This is a genomic window from Mucilaginibacter terrae (genome assembly GCF_031951985.1).
GTDB classification, from domain to species: domain Bacteria; phylum Bacteroidota; class Bacteroidia; order Sphingobacteriales; family Sphingobacteriaceae; genus Mucilaginibacter; species Mucilaginibacter terrae_A.
Genome location: NZ_JAVLVU010000001.1, coordinates 1,138,119 through 1,161,664 on the forward strand (window position 1 = coordinate 1,138,119; position 23,546 = coordinate 1,161,664).

Here is a 23,546-nt window from a genome sequence, read left to right on the forward strand (position 1 = left end):
TACATAAAACTCTCATGAAAAAACTGATATATATTCCCCTGATACTTTTAGCTGCCTGCAGCAATAAGCCAAAAGATAAGAAAGCCGAGCTTGAAGAACTAAAAAAACAGCAAGCTGAGCTTAATTCCAAAATAACCAAACTGCAAAGCGAGGTTGGCACTACCGATTCGACCGCTGCGGTTGAAGTTGGCACCTTTGCGGTTACCACCGGCGAATTTGTAAATTATGTACAAATACAAGGCCGTATTGATGCCCAGGACAACGTAGTAGCTTTTACCCAATCACCGGGTACCATTACAGCTATTTATGCTAAACCCGGCCAGCGTGTTAGTCGCGGACAGGTATTGGTACAATTAGATAACACCGTTTTAAAGCAAAATATTGCATCGGCCGAGGCACAACTTGCCCTTAACCGCACCCTTTATCAACGTCAAAAAGCTTTATGGGATCAAAAAATTGGTACCGAGGTTCAATACCTGCAAGCTAAAACCACTTTAGAGGCCAATGAAAAATCATTAGCTGCGGTGCGCCAACAGGCTAATCAAATGCGTATTATATCCCCTATCAATGGTACTATCGACCAAATGGACTTAAAGTTAGGCCAGGCTATACAACCCGGTCAAAACGGTATACGCATTGTAAATGCTGATAATTTGAAAGTTAAGGCCGATGTGCCGGAATCATACGCAGGTAGTGTAAATACCGGCAACATGGTAAAAATCGTAATCCCAGATGCTAAAGACTCATTGGATACCAAAGTAACTTTTGCGGCTAAATCAATTGACCAGGCATCGCGCAGTTTTGCGGTTGAGGTAAAACTGCCAACCCGTAAAAGCCTTCGCCCTAACATGACCGCTATTTTAAAAATTGCCGATTATACCAAGGCTGATGCCGTGGTTATCCCGGTTAAAGCAATTCAACGTTCAGAAGATGGCGACTTTGTATACGTAAACAATAACGGCATTGCCAAAAAGGTAGTGATAAAAGCAGGCGCAACTTATGGCGGCCGTACAGAAATTGTATCGGGCTTAAAAAGCGGCGATGAGGTTATCATTGACGGTGCTAACGATGTTGAAGACGGCGATAAAGTAAAGGTTACGCAAGCCGCTAAGTAATTATCTATCACAAACACTCTTGAATAGTATTATATGAAAGATGTAAACAAAGAATTCGGACCATCGAGCTGGGCCATCGATAATAAGACGGCTATATATGTGCTCATGTTTCTGATCACCATACTCGGCATTATCAGTTACAATAACCTGCCAAAGGAGAACTTTCCGGATATTGCCATACCTAAAATATTTGTAACTACAACTTTTGCAGGCCAATCGCCGCAAAACGTAGAAAATTTGGTTACAAGGCAAATTGAAAAAAAGCTAAAATCGCTTAAAGGTTTAAAAAAAGTGACTTCAAACTCGGTACAAAACGTATCAATTATTACAGCTGAGTTTCAGCCCAGCATTAAAACTAAAGATGCTAAAATTGATGTGCAGGATGCCGTTGACAAGGCTAAAGATGACCTTCCGCAAAACGATGATAATTACAAAGAGCCAATTATTTCGGATATTAACGTTTCGGATCAACCTATTCTTTATGTAAACGTTTCAGGTGATTACGACCTGAAAAAACTGAAGGAATATGCCGACATTTTGAAGGATGAGATCGAGGGCTTTAAAGAGATTTCGAAAGTTGACCAAATTGGTGCGCTTACCCCTGAGATACAGGTAAACGTTGACATTAATAAAATGACGGCTGCCCAGCTTACCTTTAATGATATTATTCAGGCAATCGGTAACGAAAACATACTGGCATCGGCTGGTACCATTAAAACAGATGGTGTACGCCGTAGTATCGACATTAAAAAGGATTTTAAAAATGCCGATGAAGTAGCTGCCATGGTGGTACGTAACCCGCAAGGCCGCCCGGTTTACCTGCGAGATATTGCCGAAATTAAAGACTCGTTTTTAGAGCAGGAAAGTTACGCTCGCCTAAAAACTCCTAACAATCCTAAATTTAAAAATGTAATTACGCTAAACGTTAGTAAACGTGCAGGTGAAAACTTAATTGAGGCATCTGATAAGATTTTTGCGCTGATTAAGGAAAAACAAAAAACCGTTTTCCCCAAAGGTTTGGCCATTACCGTAACCGGCGACCAAAGCGATAAAACACGTACCACGCTTGATGACCTGATCAATACCATCATCATTGGCTTTATATTGGTAACGGTTATCCTCATGTTCTTCATGGGTACTACCAATGCCATCTTTGTGGCGCTATCGGTTCCCCTCTCCTGCTTTATAGCATTTTTGGTGATGCCAGCCATAGGCTTTACGCTCAACATGATCGTATTGTTCTCGTTCTTGCTGGCGCTGGGCATTGTGGTAGATGATGCCATTGTGGTAATTGAAAACACGCACCGTATTTTTGATAACGGTAAAGTGCCAATTAAACAAGCGGCCAAAACGGCTGCAGGTGAAGTATTTATGCCGGTATTTTCGGGAACCATGACTACCCTTGCTCCTTTTGTGCCGTTAGCGTTCTGGAACAGTATTATTGGTAAATTCATGTTCTTTTTGCCAATTACGTTGATCATTACCCTGTTGGCATCGTTGGTGGTTGCTTACATCATGAACCCGGTGTTTGCTGTTGATTTTATGAAACCACACCATGATGGCGAGCACGAAAATCCCAAGTTTGATAAGGCAACCAAACGCGCCATGATTTACCTTGGCATTGCCACCGTTGTTTCGTATTTCATCAATCCGGGGCTGGGTAACTTTATGGTGGTAATTATTGTACTGTACCTTGTTAACCATTTCTTCCTGCTTAAAATTATCGATAGGTTTCAGAAGAATGCGTGGCCAAAATTCCAAAAATGGTATGCCAAGTGGTTGGAGCGTGCGGTTCGTCGTCCGGTAACCATTTTGGTGGGTACGTTTGGGTTATTTATTCTGGCACTTGTGATCAACAGTATCTTAGGTAAAACGCCTAACTTCTTCCCATCGGGCGATCCTAACTTTGCCTACGTATACATCACCATGCCTATTGGTACAGATCAGGCTACTACTAACGAGGTTACGCAAAAGGTAGAGCGTAAAGTGGCTCAAATTGTTGAACCCAATAAAGACCTGGTATCATCAATTATTAGTAATGTAACCAAAAGCGTTACCGATCCGCAGGATGAAGACCAAGGCGACTATCAGAACAAAGGTAAAGTGACTGTAGCCTTTGTTAAGTTTGGCGATCGTGATGGAAAAGACACAAAAGCCATCCTCACGAAAATACGCGATGGCGTTAAAGGCATTGTTCCGGGAGTGCAAATTGCCGTAGCGCAGGAAGCCAGCGGTCCGCCGGTACAAAAAGACATCAGTATTGAAATTGTAGGCGATGACCTGGACACCCTGGTTAAAACCGGTAACCGCTTAAAAACATACCTGGCTAAGCAAAATATTCCGGGTATTGAAAACCTTGTTGCCGATGTGCAAAATGATAAGCCCGAGATTGTGTTTGACATTGACCGTGAACGCGCCAACCGCGAGGGTATCAGTTCGGGGCAGATAACCCAAAATTTGCTTACCGCCATTTTTGGTTGGAAAGCAGCCGATTTCCGCAACACCAAAGAAGACGATTACCAGATAAAGGTACGCGCTCTTGAAGAGCAGCGCAGTAATATTGACGAGCTGCGTAACCTAAAGATCACCTACCGCGATTTAGCCACAGGTGGCTCTATAAGACAGGTGCCGGTTTCGGCCTTTAGCGATGTGCGTTATACCAACACCTATAGTAACATTAAGCGTAAACAACAACGCCGCGTATTAACTTTGGGGTCTAACGTAATTAAACCTTATAATGCCAATGATGTTAACGCCAGTATTTTAACAGCAATTAAAAACTTTAAAAAGCCCGATAGCATTATCATCCGTCAGGGCGGTGGTCAGGAAGACCAGATGGAAGCCATGACCTTTTTAGGAGGCGCATTGCTTACCTCGTTCGGATTGATCCTCATTATCCTTATGCTGCAGTTTAATTCTATTGGTAAAACCTTAATTATCATCAGCGAGATATTCTTCAGTATAATTGGGGTATTACTGGGTATGAGCGTGTTTGGCATGACCATGTCAATAGTGATGACTGGTATTGGTATTATTGCCCTGGCCGGTGTAGTAGTGCGTAACGGTATATTACTGGTTGAATTTACTGACATGCTGATAAGCCAAGGTGCAAATGTGCACGATGCCGTGGTAGAAGCCGGCCATACCCGTATGACGCCGGTACTGTTAACAGCCACTGCTGCCATATTAGGTTTAATACCACTGGCCGTAGGTTTCAACATCGACTTTGTGGGCTTGTTTACACATGCTAAACCCCATATTCATTTCGGTGGCGATAACGTAGCGTTTTGGGGCCCGCTGGCCTGGACAATGATTTTTGGTTTAGGTTTTGCAACTATTATTACCCTCATATTGGTGCCATGTATGTATCTTATACGTGTAAACATCAAAAACCGCTTGTTTAAAAAGAAAGACGAGCATGAAGTGAAAGTTGCAGAGTTAGATGCAGCGCATTAATATTGTTCATCAATAACGAAAAGCGGCTATCTTGAAAAGGATAGCCGCTTTTGTACCCCACCCAAACCCTCCCCGGAAGGGAGGGCTTTAAAAAACTTTTAATAAATCGTACTCGTCACCTCCCAGCTTCGGGGCGAAAGGCGGGTAGCACTGATGGCCTGTGTGACAGGAAAGGGGCCTTTTAGATTTTGCTGAAGCATGGGGACAGTGGGAACGAAGTGGGGCAAAAGATAAACAGCCCGTGGTGCTGCCCGGCTTTGCAGCGCAGGGCATGTGCGGCAAACGAAGCATAGGGTGGTGACTTGATTTTTGGTTCTTTTTATCAAGAAAAAGAACCAAGAGCCTCCGCGGCTCAGAAGCGGTAGATAAGCGACAAGCTCACAAACCGATACATCAGAGATTGCCACGTCGCTATCGCTCCTCGCAACGACACATTTTTTTATAATTAACGCATCACAACCCTCTCGGATATGTTTCTGGCTGATATTGATAAACAACCTGATAAGGCACATTCTTATACTTGGAAGACAGCTGCCCTATTTTTAAATCTTCGGGTTGCAGGGTAGGTTCGCAAACAGAATAGGCACGTCCATCGAACATGATCGCGTTTTTATCGGTCTTGCCAAAACTTACTGCTACGGTTACGTGGGTTGGATATAGTAATGCAATCATGGGCAGGTTGTAAATTTCTTTTACGAGGTAGAAAAATAATCCTGCACGGTCATCGCAATCACTGTAAGTACTGGCCAGGGTCTCTTCGGGCGATAAACGTTTTTCTTTGCCAAAATTCAGTTCATCATCCTCGTACAAAAACGCGTAGCGGGTAAAGCGCATCAGGTAATCCACCCCTTTCTTTTGATCCATGCCCTTTACATTATTTTTAAGGAGTGGGATGAGGGAACTATATGTTTCTTTGGTAAGCGGTATGTTAAAGTAGCTTTTAAAGCTCACACCCGGATAATTGGTAAATAAACTATCAACCGTTTTACTCAACTTAACCCTGAAACTGTAATTTTTGTGCTCATACACAAATGCCAGTTGCTTATCTATATAACTTTCGGGTTTAAAATCGGGCATGCGGGTAACCTCATATGAAAATGCATGTTTAGCCTCGGGTACATCAATATTTACATGAAATGGCAATTCCTGGTGCAAATCGGTGTTGGGATAATCGTGATAGTTGAGGCACATGTATTTCTTATTATCAATCATGAAGAAAGGTATATCGCGTATATCCTCATCATTATACACGTAAAAAATAAGCTTGTTATTGGCAATGGCCAAACGGGCATCATACCCGGTTTTAGCAAGCAGGAACCACTTATATAAGGTATAGCGTGGATAATTTTCGGCTTTAAGACTAATTTGCTGAGCTACACGGCGTACCAATTGATAGTATAACCAATCGTTCAACTGATGTTCCTTTTTATAAGCCAGTAATGAATCGGTAACGGGTTGATAATTGGCAGCACTAACCTTTGTATAAAAAGCCTGCACTGCTTTGGCCGACAGTGTTGCATCAATATTAACCTGAATACCGCCATCGGCAACAGTTACAAAAGGGTCGTTGTATAAATTGAGTTTGATGGGTACACGTTTTCCTTGTGCGTATACAGTAAAGTACGCGCAAACAAATAATAACATTAAAATCCCTACGACCCGTTTCACGGTTTACAAATTGATTATATTAAAGTTACAATTAATTAACGTTTTTGTAACATTAAATTTTCACCATTACTTATTTATTCCGACCTTAAGACTTAACATTAACTCAACAAAAAAGCCGCGATTTTTCAAGTCGCGGCTCCTGCATGTATTCCTTTATTGCTATTAAATTCCCCGTTTAGCACCCCATATATGAATGTGCATACGGTCGGAATAGTTGTAGTTATATTGCTTACATACTTCCACTATCCAATTTTGCTTTTGGCGCAGGCTTTCAACCGATGAGCCCTGCGGCATCAGGTATACCACGTCGTTGCTTATGTTGTACTTATTTATAATGGCTTGTACTTCCTCCATATCCTGCTCCGTATCAACTACAAATTTAAAATTCGATTTTGGCGATGCCGCAAACCATGCAATTGCTTCGGGTTCGATTCGATCCTCGTAGCTCACACCCGAGTTTGATAACTTGATGGACACATTATACTGGTGAGATAACGCATCAACCTCGGGAAGCGGAATAAATGTTCCATTGGTTTCGTACTCAATATGATAACCACGCTCATTATCGCGCAGCAAACGGAGCAAAGATATTAAAGACTTTTGCTGAACTAAGGGCTCACCACCAGTAATCACTAAGTTTTTGCAATTATAATCATCAACAATGCCGGCTATTTCCTCATCGCCCAGCACGGCCATCATTTCATCCTTTTCAAACTTTTGATAGCCCGGAATTGCATCATTATTATGCGGGTAAGGCGTTCCCTGCCAGTTCCAGGTGTAATCGGTATCGCACCATTTGCAGTACAGGTTGCATAATGATAACCTGATAAAAACTGATGGCTTACCCAAGTTCTTTCCCTCTCCTTGTATGGAGTGAAAAATTTCGGGACGGTTATTCAGTTTTGCAAGCTTTATCATAATTAAAATCTCAATACCAAGCCGGTAATTGAACTTACAAAAATAACATAAAAGGATGAGATGGTGAAAAGTAGCCCCCTCTAAATCTCCCCCCGGATGAGGAGACTTGATAAATAAAGATATTCTATAACAAGCCCTCTCTCCCGGGGAGGGTTGGGTGGGGCAGCTATTTTACTTATTCATTAAATAAACTAATTTTACCACCGGGTTAATATATGTTTAAGTCGTACACTATAAAAGATATTGCTAAGGCGCTCGGTTTGTCAACCTCAACGGTATCGAGGGCTTTAAACGGCAGTTATGAAATCGGTGCCGAAACTAAGAAACTGGTGCTTGAGTACGCCGAAAAGGTAAACTATCGCCCCAACCCTATTGCCCTTAGTTTGAAAGAACAACGCAGCCGATCTATAGGCGTAGTGGTATGCGAGGTAGCTAATAATTATTTTTCGCAGGCCATTAATGGTATCGAATCCATTGCTTACAGCTCGGGGTACCACGTAATTATAACCCAAACACATGAATCGGCTGCACGTGAGGCCGCCAACGTTCAGCACTTGCTATCGAGACATGTTGATGGATTACTCATTGCCCTCTCTGCAGAAACTACCGATACCTCCGAATTTAAGTTCCTGCATAGTAAGGGTGTACCCATTGTATTTTTCGACCGTATTGCCGAGGGTATTGACACGCACCGTATAACAGTCAACAATTTTAAAGCAGCGTTTGAAGCCACCGAGCAGTTGATCATTGCGGGCTTTAGTAAAATTGCCAATATTTCGAGCACACCTAATCTTCTGAATACACGTGAGCGTTTTGAGGGGTACCGCGCCGCTTTGCAAAAACACGGTTTAACCTTGTTGCCCGAATTTGTGAAATACTGCTATCAGGGCGGTATGGTGGTAGGCGAAGTTGAACATGCCCTGCAAGAGTTAATGAGTTTGCCAGAAAAGCCGGATGCTATCATTGCTACCAACGATCGCATCACCACCACTTGTTTGCCTATACTCAAAAAAATGGGCTTCAGTATTCCTTCTGATGTGGCACTCACGGGTTTTACCAACTCAGAAGTGGCCGAATCATTTGCCCCTCCCCTTACCGTGGTACGCCAACCCGCTTTTATGATGGGGCAGCTGGCTACCGAAACTTTGATAAAGGCCATTGAAAGTAAACACCCGCTCTACGAAAGCATTTCGCAGCAATTTGACACCCAGCTAATTATCAGAGATTCATCCCTTAAAAGTTAAGTAATACACTCACTTATGGTGATGATTTGAGCCCGACTTAAAAAACACTACCTTTGCCATTACATCTACGCAGAACCTAAACTGCAAACCGGTTTAATATATTTCTACCTATGCATTTAAAAAACATACTGCTGGGAACTGCCATTTTATTATCAGGCACTATGCTGTCTTCATTTAGCTTACCCAATACTAAGTACCCTGCTTTTTTTAAGATAGGCCATCGTGGTACGCGGGGCTTAATGCCCGAAAACACCATACCCGCCATGATCAAGGCTATTGAATTGGGTTGCAATACCATTGAGTTTGATGTGCATATTACTAAGGATGGCAAAGTGGTGGTATATCATGATGCATCATTTAATCCTGAGTATACCCAAATGCCCGATGGCAGCGAGATTGCCACAGACGACCGCAAAAAATATACATTTTACCAAATGGATTATGCCGACATACGCAAGTTCAAAATAGGCCTGAAAAAATACCCGGCTTTTCCTGAGCAACAGCAAATGAATTTATATGCGCCGTTGCTTTCGGAAATGATCGACTCGGTTGAACTGTATACCAAAACCCATAAACTGCCCAAGGTAAATTATCTGCTCGAAATAAAATCGAGCGCTGCTACAGATGGTTTTGAGCAACCGGCACCCAAGGTGGTAGTTGATAAATTAATGGCCGATGTGAAATCAAAAAAATTGGGCGACAGGCTAATCATCCAATCATTTGACATGCGTCCATTACAGGTACTGCATAAAAAGTATCCTAAAGTAGCCTTAGGCTTTTTAACCGGCGATTACAAGACCTCTATAGATAAAAACCTGGCCGACTTAGGCTTTATTCCACAATTTTACAACCCCCATTATGGCATGGTTACACCCGAAATGGTTAGTGCCTGCCATAACAAAAACATGCTCATATGCCCCTGGACGGTTAACGAAATTGCCGACATGAAAAAAGTAAAGGCTTTAAAAGTGGATGGCATTATAACCGACTACCCCAATTACTTTGCCGATATACAGAACTAATTGCAGAGCCGATAGTTGCACCTTAGAATGATCAAACATTTAGCCCGATTATTTACTTTTATTTTATTAATAAGCGTTGTCAATACGCGCGCTGCCGAGATCAAAAGCATTGGCGTGCCTTATATTCAAAACTATCCCAAATCAGTTTACAATTCGGGCAACCAAAACTGGGCAGTAGCGCAGGATAAAAACGGCATAATGTACTATGGTAATGCCGAAGGTTTACTGGTGTACGATGGCCGTTACTGGCAAAAATACGGCCTGCCCCATCGCCAAATTGTACGCTCGGTAGCCACAGATAATAAAGGGAATATATACACAGGTGGATATGGCGAATTTGGTTACTGGTCGTATAAAAACAACAAGCTGGCGTTTACTTCCCTTACATCACTTATACCGTCAAAAGCCGGTTTAACAGATGAAATATGGAAAATATATGTGGATAAAGACCGGGTTATCTTTCAATCATTTTCCACCATTTACATCTTTCACAATAATAAAATAACTACAGTAACAGCCGGCGCATCATTACTATTCTTGCATCAATGCGGTAAGCGCTTTTTTGCCGAAGTGCTGGGCAAAGGTTTGTATGAATTGGTTAATAACAAATTGGTTGCTATACCGGGCAGCGAGGCAGTGCATGGTGTGTTGTCGATACTTCCTTACAAAGGTAATCAATTTTTGCTGGGCACCATGGCCAACGGGTTGTACACTTTTGATGGTAAAGCATTTTCGCAATTCAAAACCCCCGCTAACGATTTTTTAAAAACGTATCAGCTTAATAACGGCACCCGCATCCTTAATAAATACTACGCATACGGTACCATTTTAAACGGGTTGATAATTATTGATGAAGAAGGCCGTATAATTCAGCAGATCAATAAAACCAGCGGCCTTCAAAACAACACGGTTTTAAGTGTTTACGCCGATAACAACCAAAACTTGTGGGCGGGGCTTGATAATGGTATAGACCGCATTGAGTTAAATTCTCCGCTGTACTTTTACTTTGACAAAACCGGAAAGTTTGGTACGGTTTACTCAAGTCAGATATTTAACGGAAAAATTTACTTAGGTACAAACCAAGGCCTTTTCTACAGTAATTGGTCGGCACAAGGCAATAACTATTTCGATTTCAAAATAATTCCAAACTCACAGGGCCAGGTTTGGGATTTGAGCATTATTGACGGTCAATTACTTTGCGGACACAACAACGGCACATTCAGGTTATTGGGTGACCGCATTGAAAAAATATCATCGTTAAATGGTGGTTGGACTATCAAGAAATTGAATTCGGCTCCTTACCTCATACAAGGCACATACAATGGACTTGCCCTGTATGATAAAGACAGCAACGGTAAATGGAAAATGCTTACCCACATTGAGGGCTTTAACGACCCCTCAAAACATATTGAGCAAGATCACAAAGGCGACATATGGGTAAGCCACGCCTACCGCGGTTTGGTAAAGCTTACGTTGAGTGCCGATTTCAGAAAAGTGATCAGCAAAAAATATTTTGACGAAAAAGACGGCCTGCCCGAGAATTATAATATCAACGTATTCAACCTCGAAAACAAATTGGTTTTCTCGTCCGATTCTGGCTTTTATACTTATGATGATTTAAGCAACCGCTTCTCAAAATATAATTCGCTCAATCAAAAGCTTCAATCTTTTGCCACATCAAATAAAATTATTGCGGCAGGAGGTCGCCGCTACTGGTTCATTAACCGGGGGCGTGTTGCACTGGTTGATTTTACTCAACCCGGAAAATTGCCTGTACAGTCGGCACCGTTTAATGTATTTAATGGGCGCATGGTGCAGTATTACGAAAACATTAGCCGAATAAGCAATTCTATATACCTGATAAGTATTGATGATGGCTTTGTAATCTATGATACCAATGAAAAAGGCCAATATCCCAGCACTCAAAAACTACCCGCCGTTTTAATACGAAAGTTTGACGATATAACCGACAAATACTACACCATAAGCGAAACCGGAACTACCGCACAATTACTGCAAATTGCAAACAGCCGTAATAATGTACGCATATCTTACACCCTTCCCTATTACAGGCAGGGGCGTACAAGGTTTCAGTATTATTTAGATGGTTACTCAAAACAATGGTCAGACTGGAGTGTGGCCACACAAAAGGATTTTACCAACCTGAATTCGGGCAACTACACCTTCAAAGTACGAGCACTGTTAGATAATGCTCTTCAAACCGGTATCACTCAGTTAGAGTTTGAAATATTACCACCATGGTATGCTACAACCTGGGCATGGGTTTTGTACTTCATATTTGCAGCATTTTCACTGTATGTGGGTAAAATAATTTATGAGCGTAAACTATACCGCGATCATAAAATGATTGCCGAACGCCTACGTTATGAGCAGGAAGAGCATCGCAAACATGAGGCAGAGAAACAAGAACGCAAAATAGCTAAACTCCAAACCGACAAACTACAGGCTGAGTTAGACTCCAAAAACCGTGAGCTATCCAACTCGGCTCTTTCATTAGCCTACAAAAACGAATTGCTCCAAAAACTGAGTGACGAGTTGCTCAAGATAAAAGATGAGAATGGTAAGAAGCTCCCATCAGACCAGATAAATAAGGTGCAGAAAGTTATTAACGAGGGAATGAACGATGAGCGCGATTGGAACCTGTTTGAAAAGAGTTTTAATGAGGCGCATGAAAACTTTTTCAAGAAGCTTAAAGCCCAACACCCCGAATTAGTACCAAATGACTTAAAGCTGTGTGCGTACCTGCGTATGAATATGAGTAGTAAAGAACTTTCGTCACTTCTCAACATTTCACTTCGCGGGGTCGAAATTAGACGTTACCGCTTACGTAAAAAGCTCAATTTACCCCACGATAAGAACCTTGCAGAGTTTCTCATGGAGCTTTAATACTACATCATTACCTCTCATAAGGCAATTTGTATACAGCTGCTTTATCCCAAATATCGTTTAGATCTTCATTAAAACAATCAGGTTGTAAAGCACTAAATAACTGCATTTTAAACGCTGTACATTAATATTAAAATTCAATTTAATTGATCACATTATGCAGTGATGTATTAATGTAGAGTTTGCATTCCTTGCGTTTAAGCACTTTCTCAACCAAATTTGCCCAAGCAATAATCCCCCCATTATTGTTAACCAATTAACTTCAATTTACTACACGTATGAAAAGAATCTTTACAAGGATTGTCTTTCTTGCTTTACTATTTGTATCGTCTTGGGCAGTTGCTCAAAACACAACAATTACAGGTAGAGTAACAGATGCAGCAGACAAGCAGCCACTCCCCGGAGTATCCGTTACCCTTAACGGTACTACCACCGGAACTCAAACCGATGCTGATGGTAAATTTACCATATCAGCCCCCGCAAACGGAACATTAACTTTCTCCTACATTGGCTATGCCAACCAGGATGTTGCAATTAACAACCGTACAACATTAGATGTTACCTTAACCACTTCAACCAAGGCCATTGAGCAGGTGGTAGTAATTGGCTACGGTACTCAGCGCCGCCGCGATGTAACAGGTGCTGTTGGCACTATAAGCGGGGCCGAGCTTACTAAACAGCCCGTTCAAACACCAACCCAGGCCTTACAGGGTAAGGTAGCCGGTGTTCAGGTTATTGGTTCGGGTCAGCCTAACTCGCAACCGCAGCTTCGCATACGCGGTACCGGTTCGGTACTGGGTGGTGCCAACCCACTCTATGTAGTTGATGGTGTACTTACCGATGACATACGCAATATCAATAACAACGACATTTTAAGCATCGATGTACTTAAAGATGCATCAGCAGCCATTTATGGTGTGCGTGGCGCTAACGGTGTGGTTATTATTACAACCCGCAAGGGTAAAAACGGCCCTCCGGTTATCAGATACGATGCAAATGCAGGTTTCCGTGAGCTATCTAACAAATTACAAATGGCTAACCGCGAGCAGTATATTAGTTATTTGCGCGATGCCAACCCTGGTGATGTAGCCCGCGATCAATCTCCGCTTACCTACCCCGGTACAACCGATTGGTATGATGCCGTACTTAAAAAAGGCTTGCAAATGAGCCATAACCTCTCTTTGGCAGGTGGCAACGAAAAAACAACTTATTTTTTCAGTGCCAATACATTTACCGATGATGGTTTAATTAAAACCAACTCGTTTGATCGTTACAGCTTCCGTTCAAATATTGATGTGAAGATCACTGATAATTTAACTTTCGGAACGCAGTTATCATTAAGCCGCAGCAACGAGCGCCCGGTACCTTTAGATGGTGTGTACAGCAACGTTTACAGGGCTGCACCAATTATTCCGGCTATTGATGCCAACGGCCGTTACGGTAACACCAGCTTATGGGGTAACCTGGGTAACCCACTGTTATCGCTCGATAAAACCATCAATCAAACTGTAAACAACCGCGTGCAGGGCAATGTATACCTCGAGTATAAACCCATCAAATCTTTAACATTCCGCACTGCCTTTAACACCGATGCTTACTGGAATAAGCAACGTAATTATAATGCGCAATTTAATGCAGATGGTAATACGTTCACTACAGCCGGAGGATCGCAGTTTAACAACTTCAGCACCTTATTTATTCAAAACGATCAATCTTTCCGCAGCATTTGGGATAATACCGTTACCTGGCAGCAATCGTTCAATAAACACAACATCACTGTTTTGGGCGGTTATACCCAGGAGTATATCAAAACTGATTTATTCAGTGGAAGCCGTCGCAATGTGCCGCAAGACCCAGATCTATGGTATTTAGATGTAGGTAACCCGGAAGTAGGTGCATCTTATGCTAACAATGGAGCACTATTCAGACGCTTATCATACTTAGGCCGTGTGAACTATAGCTATGCCGGCAAATATCTTTTTAGCGCATCATTCAGGGCCGATGGCAGCTCACGCTTTAAAGAAAAATATGGTTACTTCCCAACTGTTGGCGCTGGCTGGGTTATCTCTGAAGAAGATTTCCTGAAAAACAGCAAAGTGATCAGCAATTTAAAACTACGCGGTAGCTGGGGACAGTTAGGTAATGATAATATCGATCAGGGATTATTCATTACTACTGCTACCTTGAATCTGCCTTACTTCTTCAACAACAGCTTAAATTTAGGTAGCGCCATACAAGATATTAAAGACCCTAACCTAAAATGGGAACGTACCACACAATTTGATATTGGTTTAGAATATGGTTTCCTGAACAATAAACTTACCGGTGAAATTGACTACTACAATAAAAAAGTACGTGATGCCCTAACCAACGTAACGATACCTGGTATTTTAGGCGATCCTGATGGTATATATGTTACCAATGCAGCGTCGTACCAAAACACAGGTGTGGAGTTTGCCATTAAATGGAGCGATAAAATAGGCAAACTTAATTACAGCGTTGGCGGTAACATCAACTATAACAAAAACAAAGTTGTTGGCCTAAATGGCGGCCAGGCTTTAGTGGGTGGCGGTATTGGTAACCAGGGCAGTATTACCCGTACCGATAACGGCCAACCAATTGCCAGCTATTATGTACTGCAACAAACCGGTATTTTTCAAAACCAGCAGCAAATTGACGCTGCACCCACATACAACCTTAACGGTTATGCTAAAAGCGTGGGCGGTATGATGTTTGCCGACGTTAGTGGCCCCAACGGCACACCTGATGGTGTGATTGATAACTACGACCGTGTTTTTTCCGGTTCATACCAACCTAAATACTACGGTGGTTTTAACATTGGCCTTAGTTACGAGAGCTGGGATTTAAGTGCTGATTTTTATGGCAACTGGGGCAATAAAATTTACAATGGACGTAAAGCCTTCCGTGCCAATGGAAACGATAACGTTGAAGCCAATTACGTTAACAACCGTTGGACGCCAAGTAATCCATCAAATGTTGACCCGCGTGTTATAGCACAAAATTTGCCAGCTTCAACATACTTTATTGAATCGGGTTCGTTTTTACGCCTTAATAACTTAACATTAGGATACACCCTGCCTGCTGATCTTTTAAAGCGGATTAAAATCAACAAGATCAGGGTATTTGCAGCATCGCAAAACCTGTTTACCGCCAAGCGTTACAACGGTTTCACACCGGAGCTATTCACTAGTGATATACTTGCTTCGGGTGTTGATTTAAACGGTTATCCAACAACACGCACATTTACTTTCGGTCTTAATGTTGAATTTTAATCTGTAAATCAAAATGAAACCACTATATAAATTCTCAACTATAACTGCATTTACTGCCCTGCTTGTAGGCACCGGGTATTCATGCAAAAACTCTTTGGATATAAACCCGCAAGGGCAAATTACCGAAGCTCAAATTATAACCGACCCCAATGTGGCCACTAACCTGGTAACGGGTATTTACAACATCTTTTTTGTAGGTGATGCCTTTGGAAATGATGTGAGAGGCTTCCAGTTTACCGTTTTAGGTGACATAGCTTCGGATGATGCCGATAAAGGCAGCACCCCTGGAGACTATGGCGATGCAAACTCCTTGGATCAGCTTACTGCAAATGGCAATAATGGTGTAGTAAATAATATTTGGAAAGGCCATTACCAGGCTATTGCCAGAGCTAACCAAGCTATTGCACAAGTACAAAATGCCCAGTTTGATGCTACCATAAAAAACAGGTTACTGGGCGAAGCCCGCTTCCTGCGCGGCATGTTCTATTTTAACCTGGTTCGTATTTTCGGCGGCGTACCTTTATTGAGCAGGGTTCCGGCGGCGAGCGAGGCTAATGCACCTGAATTTCAAACCCGTGCATCACTTCAAGACACGTATAAGTTCATTATAGACGATCTGAATTTTGCTGTTGCCAACTTAACCGAGATAGGCACAGTTGGTTTGGAAGTAGGCAGGGCTAATAAAGGTGCAGCACAATCGCTTTTAGCAAAGGTGTATCTTTATAACAAAGATTATCAAAACGCTTTTGCCATGTCGGATGCGGTGATTAAAAGCAACAAATACTCGCTTTTTGCTGATTATACCACGCTTTTCAGACAGATCAACAACAATAGCAAAGAATCTATCTTTGAAATCCAGGCCGGACAAAACCTGGCTTGTAATGCTGCTATTGATCGCTTTACCATTGCACAGGGACCACGCGCAGGTGGCAAAAACGGTTGGGTTGACAGAGGCTACGGCTTTAATAACCCATCGCAAAGTTTAGTGAATGAATACGAGGCTAATGATGTTCGCAAAAACGCAACCATCATTACCATTAATCCGTCGAACGGTGCAAACTCTGTAGGTACAGTTTTGTTCGACGGTTTCCGTATACCAACTAAAGATTCGGTTGAAAACTCTCGCTACAATTATAAAGCGTATTACAGCCGCGATGCCGAACCAAACTGTGGTACTGTTGACCGTTTACCTAAACATGTGATGGTTATAAGATATGCCGAAGTATTGCTTATACATGCCGAGGCTGCTTTACAGCTTGGACAAGGCGGCACAGCTCAAACCGATATTAACCTGATACGCACTCGTGCTAAAGTGCCTGCCATTGGCATACCCACCCTGCAACAAATATGGCACGAACGCCGAGTAGAACTGGCTATGGAGCAAGACCGCTTTTTTGACCTGGTGCGCCAAGATGCTGTACAACCTGGACGTGCAGCAGCCGCCTTTGCTGCCGATGGCAAAACATGGAATGCCAACCGCGCCTTGTTTCCTATCCCTCAACAACAAATTGACTTGAGCGGCGGCTTATTAAAGCCAAACCCAAGTAACTAATTTATAGCCGTCGCAAAGTAACATTGTGACTTTGCGACGGCTTTTTAAAAGTTTGTGATCTTTTACAAACTGATATTAATCAAGCTACTACCGGCTCTCTTACCTTGCATCTATCCCTATGAAAACTATATTATTCTACATTACATTAACCGTTGTTTTAACAGGGATAAGCTTATCTACTTTTGCGCTAACTGCTCGCAGAACCACTTACAACCCCGATTTAACTATTAAAAAGGGACTAACCGATCAACAACTGCTCGACCTGGTTGAAAAACAAACCTTTCAATACTTTTGGGACGGTGCCGAGCCTAACTCGGGCTTAGCACGTGAACGTTACCATGTTGATGGCGATTACCTGCTAAACGATAAAGATGTCGTTGCTACCGGTGCATCAGGCTTTGGCGTAATGGCCATTGTAGCTGCTATAGACAGGCATTATATTACCCGCAAGCAAGGTTTCGACCGCTTGCAAAAAGCTGTAAACTTTTTAGCTAAAGCCGACCGTTTTCACGGCGCCTGGCCTCACTGGCTGTATGGCGAAACAGGCAAGGTAAAACCCTTTGGAAAAAACGATGATGGTGGTGACTTAGTTGAAACGGCCTACTTAGCGCAAGGACTGCTATGTGTTCGCCAGTACTTTAAAAACGGCAATACTGCCGAACAAAAATTATCTTCACAAATAGATAAACTTTGGAAAGAAATTGACTGGAACTGGTACCGCAATGGCGGTAAAAATGTGCTGTACTGGCACTGGTCACCTAATGTAGGCTGGCAAATGAATTTCCCGGTTATCGGTTACAATGAATGCCTCATCATGTACATTATGGCGGCGGCCTCTCCTACCCACGGCATCCCGGCCGAGGTTTATCATGAGGGATGGGCCAAAAACGGCGGCATCAGCACCGATTTTAAGATGTACGGCTACCAAATCAAACTAAAACATAATACCCCACAAAACCAGGTTGGGCCCTTGTTTTGGTCGCAATATTCCTATTTGGGATTATGCCCCAAAGGCTTAACCGACCGTTACGCCAATTACTGGAACGAGGTTAAAAACCATACACTCATACAACGCGCTTACTGCATCGAAAACCCCAAACACTTTAAAGGTTATGGTGCCGATTGCTGGGGCTTAACGGCCAGTTATTCAGTTAATGGTTACGCCGGGCATAGCACTTACGATGATTTGGGTGTAATTACTCCAACGGCTGCCTTGTCATCTTACCCTTACACCCCCAAATTTTCAATGCAGGTTATACGCCATTTATATGAAGATTTAGGCCATAAAGTATGGGGCAAGTACGGCTTTTACGATGCCTTTAGCGAAACCGATAACTGGTACCCTAAACGATATTTGGGCATCGACCAAGGCCCTATTGCAGTAATGATAGAAAACGGCCGCTCGGGCTTGTTATGGAAACTGTTTATGAGCTGCCCCGAAGTTAAAGCCGGTTTAAAGAAACTCGATTATAAATCTACCTTTCTCACTAAAAAATAATGAAGTTAGGTTTTAATATGTTCAATAATTCCTATTCCCCTCTTGAGAGGGGGCGGGCGGGCACAAGCAGCGGCAGGGGTGTGTCATTCGCAAGCTTTGCAACCGCAGGACACACCCCTCCACCCCTCTCGAGAGGGGAATCGCACAAACCCATTGCTCAAAAGTTTTTAAGTATCCTGCTCTGCGCATTATTTAGCTTGCCTGCATTAGCCCAGGTAAACCAAAACCGCACGTACTGTAATCCTATCAATCTGGATTATACCTATATGATATATAATGCCGAGCAGGGATTATCGTACCGTTCTGGAGCCGATCCGGCGGTGGTAAAGTTTAGGGGCGAATACTATATGTTCGTTACCCGCTCGTTGGGGTACTGGCATTCTAAAGATTTAACCAACTGGGATTTCATTACTCCTGAGAAATGGTATTTTCAGGGTAGTAATGCCCCGGCTGCGCACAATTACAAAGATTCGGTTCTGTACGTAACCGGCGATCCGTCGGGTTCTATGAGTGTGCTATATACCGATAACCCCAAAAAAGGCGATTGGAAAGCCAAGCCGTTTATTTTGAACGATCTGCAAGACCCCGACCTGTTCATCGACGATGACGGCAAGGCATACATGTTTTGGGGTTCATCAAACACCTTTCCCATCCGCGGTAAAGAACTCGACCCGAACAACAACTTTAAACCCATCTCAAAAACCGTTGAACTATTTAAGCTCGACGGCGACAAGCACGGCTGGGAGCGGTTTGGCGAAAATCACTCGGACACCAAATTAAAAGGCTACATGGAGGGCGCATGGCTCACCAAGCACAACGGCAAATACTACATGCAATATGCCGCGCCGGGCACCGAGTTTAATGTTTATGGCGACGGTGTTTATGTTGCCGATAAACCTTTGGGGCCCTACACCTATGCTCAAAACAATCCCATATCATACAAACCCGGAGGTTTTATAAACGGTGCCGGGCATGGCAGCACGGTTGTTGGTGAGGGTGGGCAATACTGGCATTATGCCTCCATGGCACTATCAGTAAACGTAAACTGGGAACGCCGACTTTGTGCCTACCCAACCTTTTTTGATGCCGACGGCCTGATGTACAGTGATACTTATTTTGGCGATTACCCGCACTTTGCCCCTGCAATACCCGGCAAAAAAGGAGCATTTACAGGTTGGATGTTACTCAATTATAACAAACCGGTTACCGCCTCTTCTAAGCTATTGCCCGAGCACAGCGCTGATAAAGCTGTAGACGAAAACGTGAAAACCTTTTGGCTGGCCGCTAAAAATGACGATAAGCAATGGTTGCAGGTTGATTTGCAAAAACCGGCGACGGTATATGCCGTACAGTTAAACTTTGCCGATTATAAGAGCAATTTATATGGCCGGGTGCCGGGCCTTAAACATCAATACGCGATTGAAGGCAGCACAGACGGAAAAAATTGGAAAGTGTTGATAGACAAAAAAGACAGCTTTACCGATAATCCTAACGACTATGTTGAACTGGAAACTCCTGTAAAAGCAAGATATATCCGATATAACAATGTACGCGTGCCGGCTAATTTGGCTGTATGCGGCTTCAGGGTATTTGGTAAGGGCGATGGTGCGGTTCCTCAAACACCAGCCAATTTTCAAGTTGACCGTAAAACAGACCGTCGCGACGCCATGATTAGCTGGAACAAGGTTAAAGGAGCGCAAGGCTACAATGTTAAGTGGGGAATAGCGCCCAATAAATTATATAGTTCGTGGTTGGTTTATGATAAAAATGAGCTTGATTTGAAAAGTTTAGGCACCGACCAAGCCTACTATTTCAGCATCGAATCGTTTAACGAAAACGGTGTAAGTAAATCATCAACACCTAAAAAAGTACAGTAATGAAATTGAAAGTTTTCCTCCTGCTTGCAGTATCATGTATTGCCACATTTGGCTTCGCCCAGCAAAAGCCATTTTGGAATGAAATTCAGGCATTTAAAAAGAAGGACAGCCTGAACGCTCCGGCCAAGGGCGGCATACTGTTCGTAGGCAGTTCATCATTTACCAAATGGACCGAATTAGAGAACGTGTACAAAAGCTATGGTGCCATTAACCGTGGCTTTGGCGGCTCTAATTTGGTTGATGCCAACTATTACGCTAAAGATATTGTATTCCCATACCAAGCACGCCAAATAGTGATATATAGCGGAGAAAATGACATTGCCGGTGGTGCCAGTGCTATTGAAACCCTCAACCGCTTTGCTACATTTTTTACCAGCATACGCAACAATCAGCCTAATGTTCCGGTGATCTATATTTCAATGAAACAAAGCCCCTCGAGAATGAAATTTGCTTCGGCAGTAGTGCATGCCAACGCATTGATCAAAGAATACCTGACCCATTACAAGGCTACGCAGTTTATAGATGTTGACAGCAAAATGCACAACAAAGATGGCAGCCTGCGCCCCGAATTGTTTTTACCCGACATGCTGCACATGAAACAGCCCGGATATGACATATGGATAAAGGAAATTACCCCTTATCTAATTAAAAAAATACAGAATTAAGAATACCGACTATGAAGAAAGCGAACTCGATAATGTGCATCATGGCTTTTTGTGCCGCATCTGTGCAGGCTCAAACCAAAAAGCCATTGACTACCGAAAAAGCTAAAATGAACGCTTTTGTAAGCCAGTTAATGGCTAAAATGACCGTTGACGAAAAAATTGGTCAGCTTAACCTGGTAACGGGCGGGGAGGCCACCACTGGAACGGCCGTAAGTACCGGCGTTGAAAAAAAGTTAGCCTCGGGGCAAATTGGCGGCATTTTTAGCCTAACTACACCCGGCCGGGTACGTAAAGCGCAGGAAATTGCCGTAACTAAAAGTCGCCTGCACATCCCCATCATTTTTGGGCAGGATGTAATACACGGTTACAAGACCAGTTTCCCCATCCCCTTGGCTTTGGCCTGTAGCTGGGATCTGGATTTGATACAACGCACTGCCCGCATGGCTGCCGTTGAGGCCAGTGCCGATGGTATCAACTGGACGTTTTCGCCCATGGTCGACATATCGCGCGATGCGCGTTGGGGCCGTATAGCCGAAAGCAGTGGTGAAGACACTTATCTCGGTTCGCAAATTGCCAGGGTAATGGTTAAAGGCTACCAGGGCGACGACCTTAAAAAAGCCAACACCATTATGGCCTGTGTAAAACACTTTGCGCTGTACGGTGCAGCCGAAGCGGGTCGTGATTACAACACCACCGATATGAGCCTCGACCGTATGTATAATGAATACTTCCCTCCTTACAAAGCTGCCATTGATGCCGGGGCTGGTAGTGTGATGGCATCTTTTAATGATATTAATGGCGTTCCTGCTACGGCCAATAAGTGGTTACTTAATGATGTATTGCGCAAGCAGTGGGGTTTTAATGGCTTTGTGGTGAGCGATTACACCGGCGTTAGCGAAATGATTGACCATGGTTTAGGCGATCTGCAAAAAGTATCGGAGCTTGCCCTTAAAGCCGGTACCGAAATGGATATGGTGAGCGAGGGCTATTTAACCACGCTCAAAAAATCGATGCAACAAGGCAAGGTTACCATTGCCGAAATTAACAATGCCTGCCGCCTGATATTAGAAGCCAAATACAAATTAGGTTTATTTGAAGACCCTTACCGCTATTGCAGTGAGGAACGTGCTAAAAAAGAAATATTAACACCAGAGAACCTGAAGTTTAGTCGCGAAGTGGCAACGCAAAGCTTTGTATTGCTTAAAAACCAGGGCAATGTGCTTCCGCTTAAAAAATCAGGAACTGTGGCCGTGATCGGTCCGCTGGCCGATAGCCGTGCTAACATGCCGGGTACATGGGCCGTAAATGCAGATCTGGCTAAAACACCATCGTTATTAGAAGGACTTAAAAATGTGGTAGGTAACGATGTAAAATTTGTTCACGCGTTTGGTTCTAACCTTACCAGTGATGCTACCCTGCAAAAAAATGCTACCGTGTTCGGCCGCGAAATTCCGCGTGATAACCGCCCCGAAAATGAAGTGATCGAAGAAGCCGTTAACACCGCTAAAAAAGCCGACGTGGTATTGGCCGCCCTTGGCGAAAGTTCGGAAATGAGCGGTGAAAGCTCAAGCCGTACCGATATTGAAATTCCTGCAGTGCAAAAACGCTTGTTGGCTGCTTTGTTAAAAACCGGCAAGCCTGTGGTTTTGGTATTATTCACAGGTCGCCCGTTGGCCATTAAATGGGAAAGCGAGAATGTACCCGCAATATTGAATGTTTGGTTTGGCGGCTCGGAAGCGGCCAATGCCATTGCCGATGTGTTGTTTGGTAATGTGAACCCATCAGGTAAACTATCGGTAACGTTCCCTCAAAATGTGGGACAAGTGCCTTTGTACTACAGCCATAAAAATACCGGCAGACCGTTAGCACCCAATGGCTGGTTCAGCAAATTCCGCTCAGGGTATTTGGACGTAAGTAATGATCCGCTTTATCCGTTTGGTTATGGTTTGAGCTATACCACTTTCAGCTACAGCGATGTTAAATTAAGTGCCGCCAGCTTTAAACCCGGCCAATCTATCACCGCAAGTGTAACCATTACCAACACCGGCAAGTTTGAAGGCAAAGAAGTTGTGCAACTGTACACACGCGACTTGGTAGGCAGTAGCACACGCCCTGTTAAAGAGCTGAAAGGTTTCCAGAAAATAAGCCTCAAACCCGGCGAGAGCAAAGAGGTAACATTTATTATTACCGAAAACGAACTGAAATTTTACAACCAACAATTAAAATATGTTGCCGAACCTGGCGAATTCAAGCTTTTCATTGGCCCTAATTCGCGCGATGTCAAAGAGAGCAAGTTTATGCTATTGAAATAATCTGTATAATGATAAAAAG

At 43.2% G+C, this 23,546-nt stretch carries 13 protein-coding genes; 11 read left to right on the forward strand and 2 right to left on the reverse strand.

From position 1 onward, the window contains the following. The first annotated feature begins 14 nt into the window (after positions 1-14). Positions 15-1,115, forward strand: a complete 1,101-nt coding sequence (locus tag QE417_RS04830; RefSeq protein WP_311947874.1) for an efflux RND transporter periplasmic adaptor subunit — start codon at positions 15-17, stop codon at positions 1,113-1,115. Positions 1,116-1,148: 33 nt separating this feature from the next. Then, entirely contained in the window at positions 1,149-4,571 is a 3,423-nt protein-coding gene (locus QE417_RS04835) for an efflux RND transporter permease subunit (protein ID WP_311947876.1), read from the forward strand. A gap of 453 nt (positions 4,572-5,024) precedes the next feature. Here the strand turns inward: QE417_RS04835 and QE417_RS04840 are convergent, their stop codons facing one another. Both QE417_RS04840 and QE417_RS04845 read right to left on the reverse strand, forming a co-directional pair. Beyond that, positions 5,025-6,215, reverse strand: a complete 1,191-nt coding sequence (locus tag QE417_RS04840; protein WP_311947878.1) for a hypothetical protein — start codon at positions 6,213-6,215, stop codon at positions 5,025-5,027. A 186-nt stretch (positions 6,216-6,401) separates the two neighbouring features. Beyond that, positions 6,402-7,157 (reverse strand): 7-carboxy-7-deazaguanine synthase QueE, encoded by a 756-nt coding sequence (locus QE417_RS04845; RefSeq protein ID WP_311947880.1) that lies wholly within the window; start codon positions 7,155-7,157, stop codon positions 6,402-6,404. Positions 7,158-7,372: 215 nt separating this feature from the next. On the opposite strand from QE417_RS04845, the gene QE417_RS04850 reads away from it, so the two are divergent. The 9 genes from QE417_RS04850 to bglX all read left to right on the forward strand — a co-directional run bounded on the left by QE417_RS04850 (position 7,373) and on the right by bglX (position 23,527). Further along, entirely contained in the window at positions 7,373-8,401 is a 1,029-nt protein-coding gene (locus QE417_RS04850; protein ID WP_311947882.1) for a LacI family DNA-binding transcriptional regulator, read from the forward strand. A 110-nt stretch (positions 8,402-8,511) separates the two neighbouring features. Continuing rightward, on the forward strand, positions 8,512-9,423 hold the full coding sequence (locus tag QE417_RS04855) for a glycerophosphodiester phosphodiesterase family protein (protein ID WP_311947884.1): 912 nt from the start codon (positions 8,512-8,514) through the stop codon (positions 9,421-9,423). A 27-nt stretch (positions 9,424-9,450) separates the two neighbouring features. Beyond that, a complete protein-coding gene (locus tag QE417_RS04860; RefSeq protein ID WP_311947887.1) occupies positions 9,451-12,330 on the forward strand; it encodes a triple tyrosine motif-containing protein in 2,880 nt (959 codons plus the stop codon). A gap of 278 nt (positions 12,331-12,608) precedes the next feature. Further along, positions 12,609-15,623, forward strand: a complete 3,015-nt coding sequence (locus QE417_RS04865) for a SusC/RagA family TonB-linked outer membrane protein (RefSeq protein WP_311947889.1) — start codon at positions 12,609-12,611, stop codon at positions 15,621-15,623. A 13-nt stretch (positions 15,624-15,636) separates the two neighbouring features. Then, positions 15,637-17,175, forward strand: a complete 1,539-nt coding sequence (locus tag QE417_RS04870) for a RagB/SusD family nutrient uptake outer membrane protein (protein ID WP_311947891.1) — start codon at positions 15,637-15,639, stop codon at positions 17,173-17,175. A gap of 118 nt (positions 17,176-17,293) precedes the next feature. After that, complete coding sequence (locus QE417_RS04875) at positions 17,294-18,673, forward strand: glucoamylase family protein (RefSeq protein ID WP_311947892.1); 1,380 nt, start codon at positions 17,294-17,296, stop codon at positions 18,671-18,673. A gap of 197 nt (positions 18,674-18,870) precedes the next feature. Next, positions 18,871-20,550, forward strand: coding sequence for a family 43 glycosylhydrolase (locus tag QE417_RS04880; RefSeq protein ID WP_311947893.1), 1,680 nt, complete (start codon positions 18,871-18,873; stop codon positions 20,548-20,550). Further along, positions 20,550-21,215, forward strand: coding sequence for a GDSL-type esterase/lipase family protein (locus tag QE417_RS04885; protein WP_311947895.1), 666 nt, complete (start codon positions 20,550-20,552; stop codon positions 21,213-21,215). Before QE417_RS04880 ends, QE417_RS04885 begins: the two co-directional genes overlap by 1 nt. An 11-nt stretch (positions 21,216-21,226) precedes the next feature. Beyond that, on the forward strand, positions 21,227-23,527 hold the full coding sequence (gene bglX / locus QE417_RS04890; RefSeq protein WP_311947898.1) for a beta-glucosidase BglX: 2,301 nt from the start codon (positions 21,227-21,229) through the stop codon (positions 23,525-23,527). Positions 23,528-23,546 lie beyond the last annotated feature (19 nt).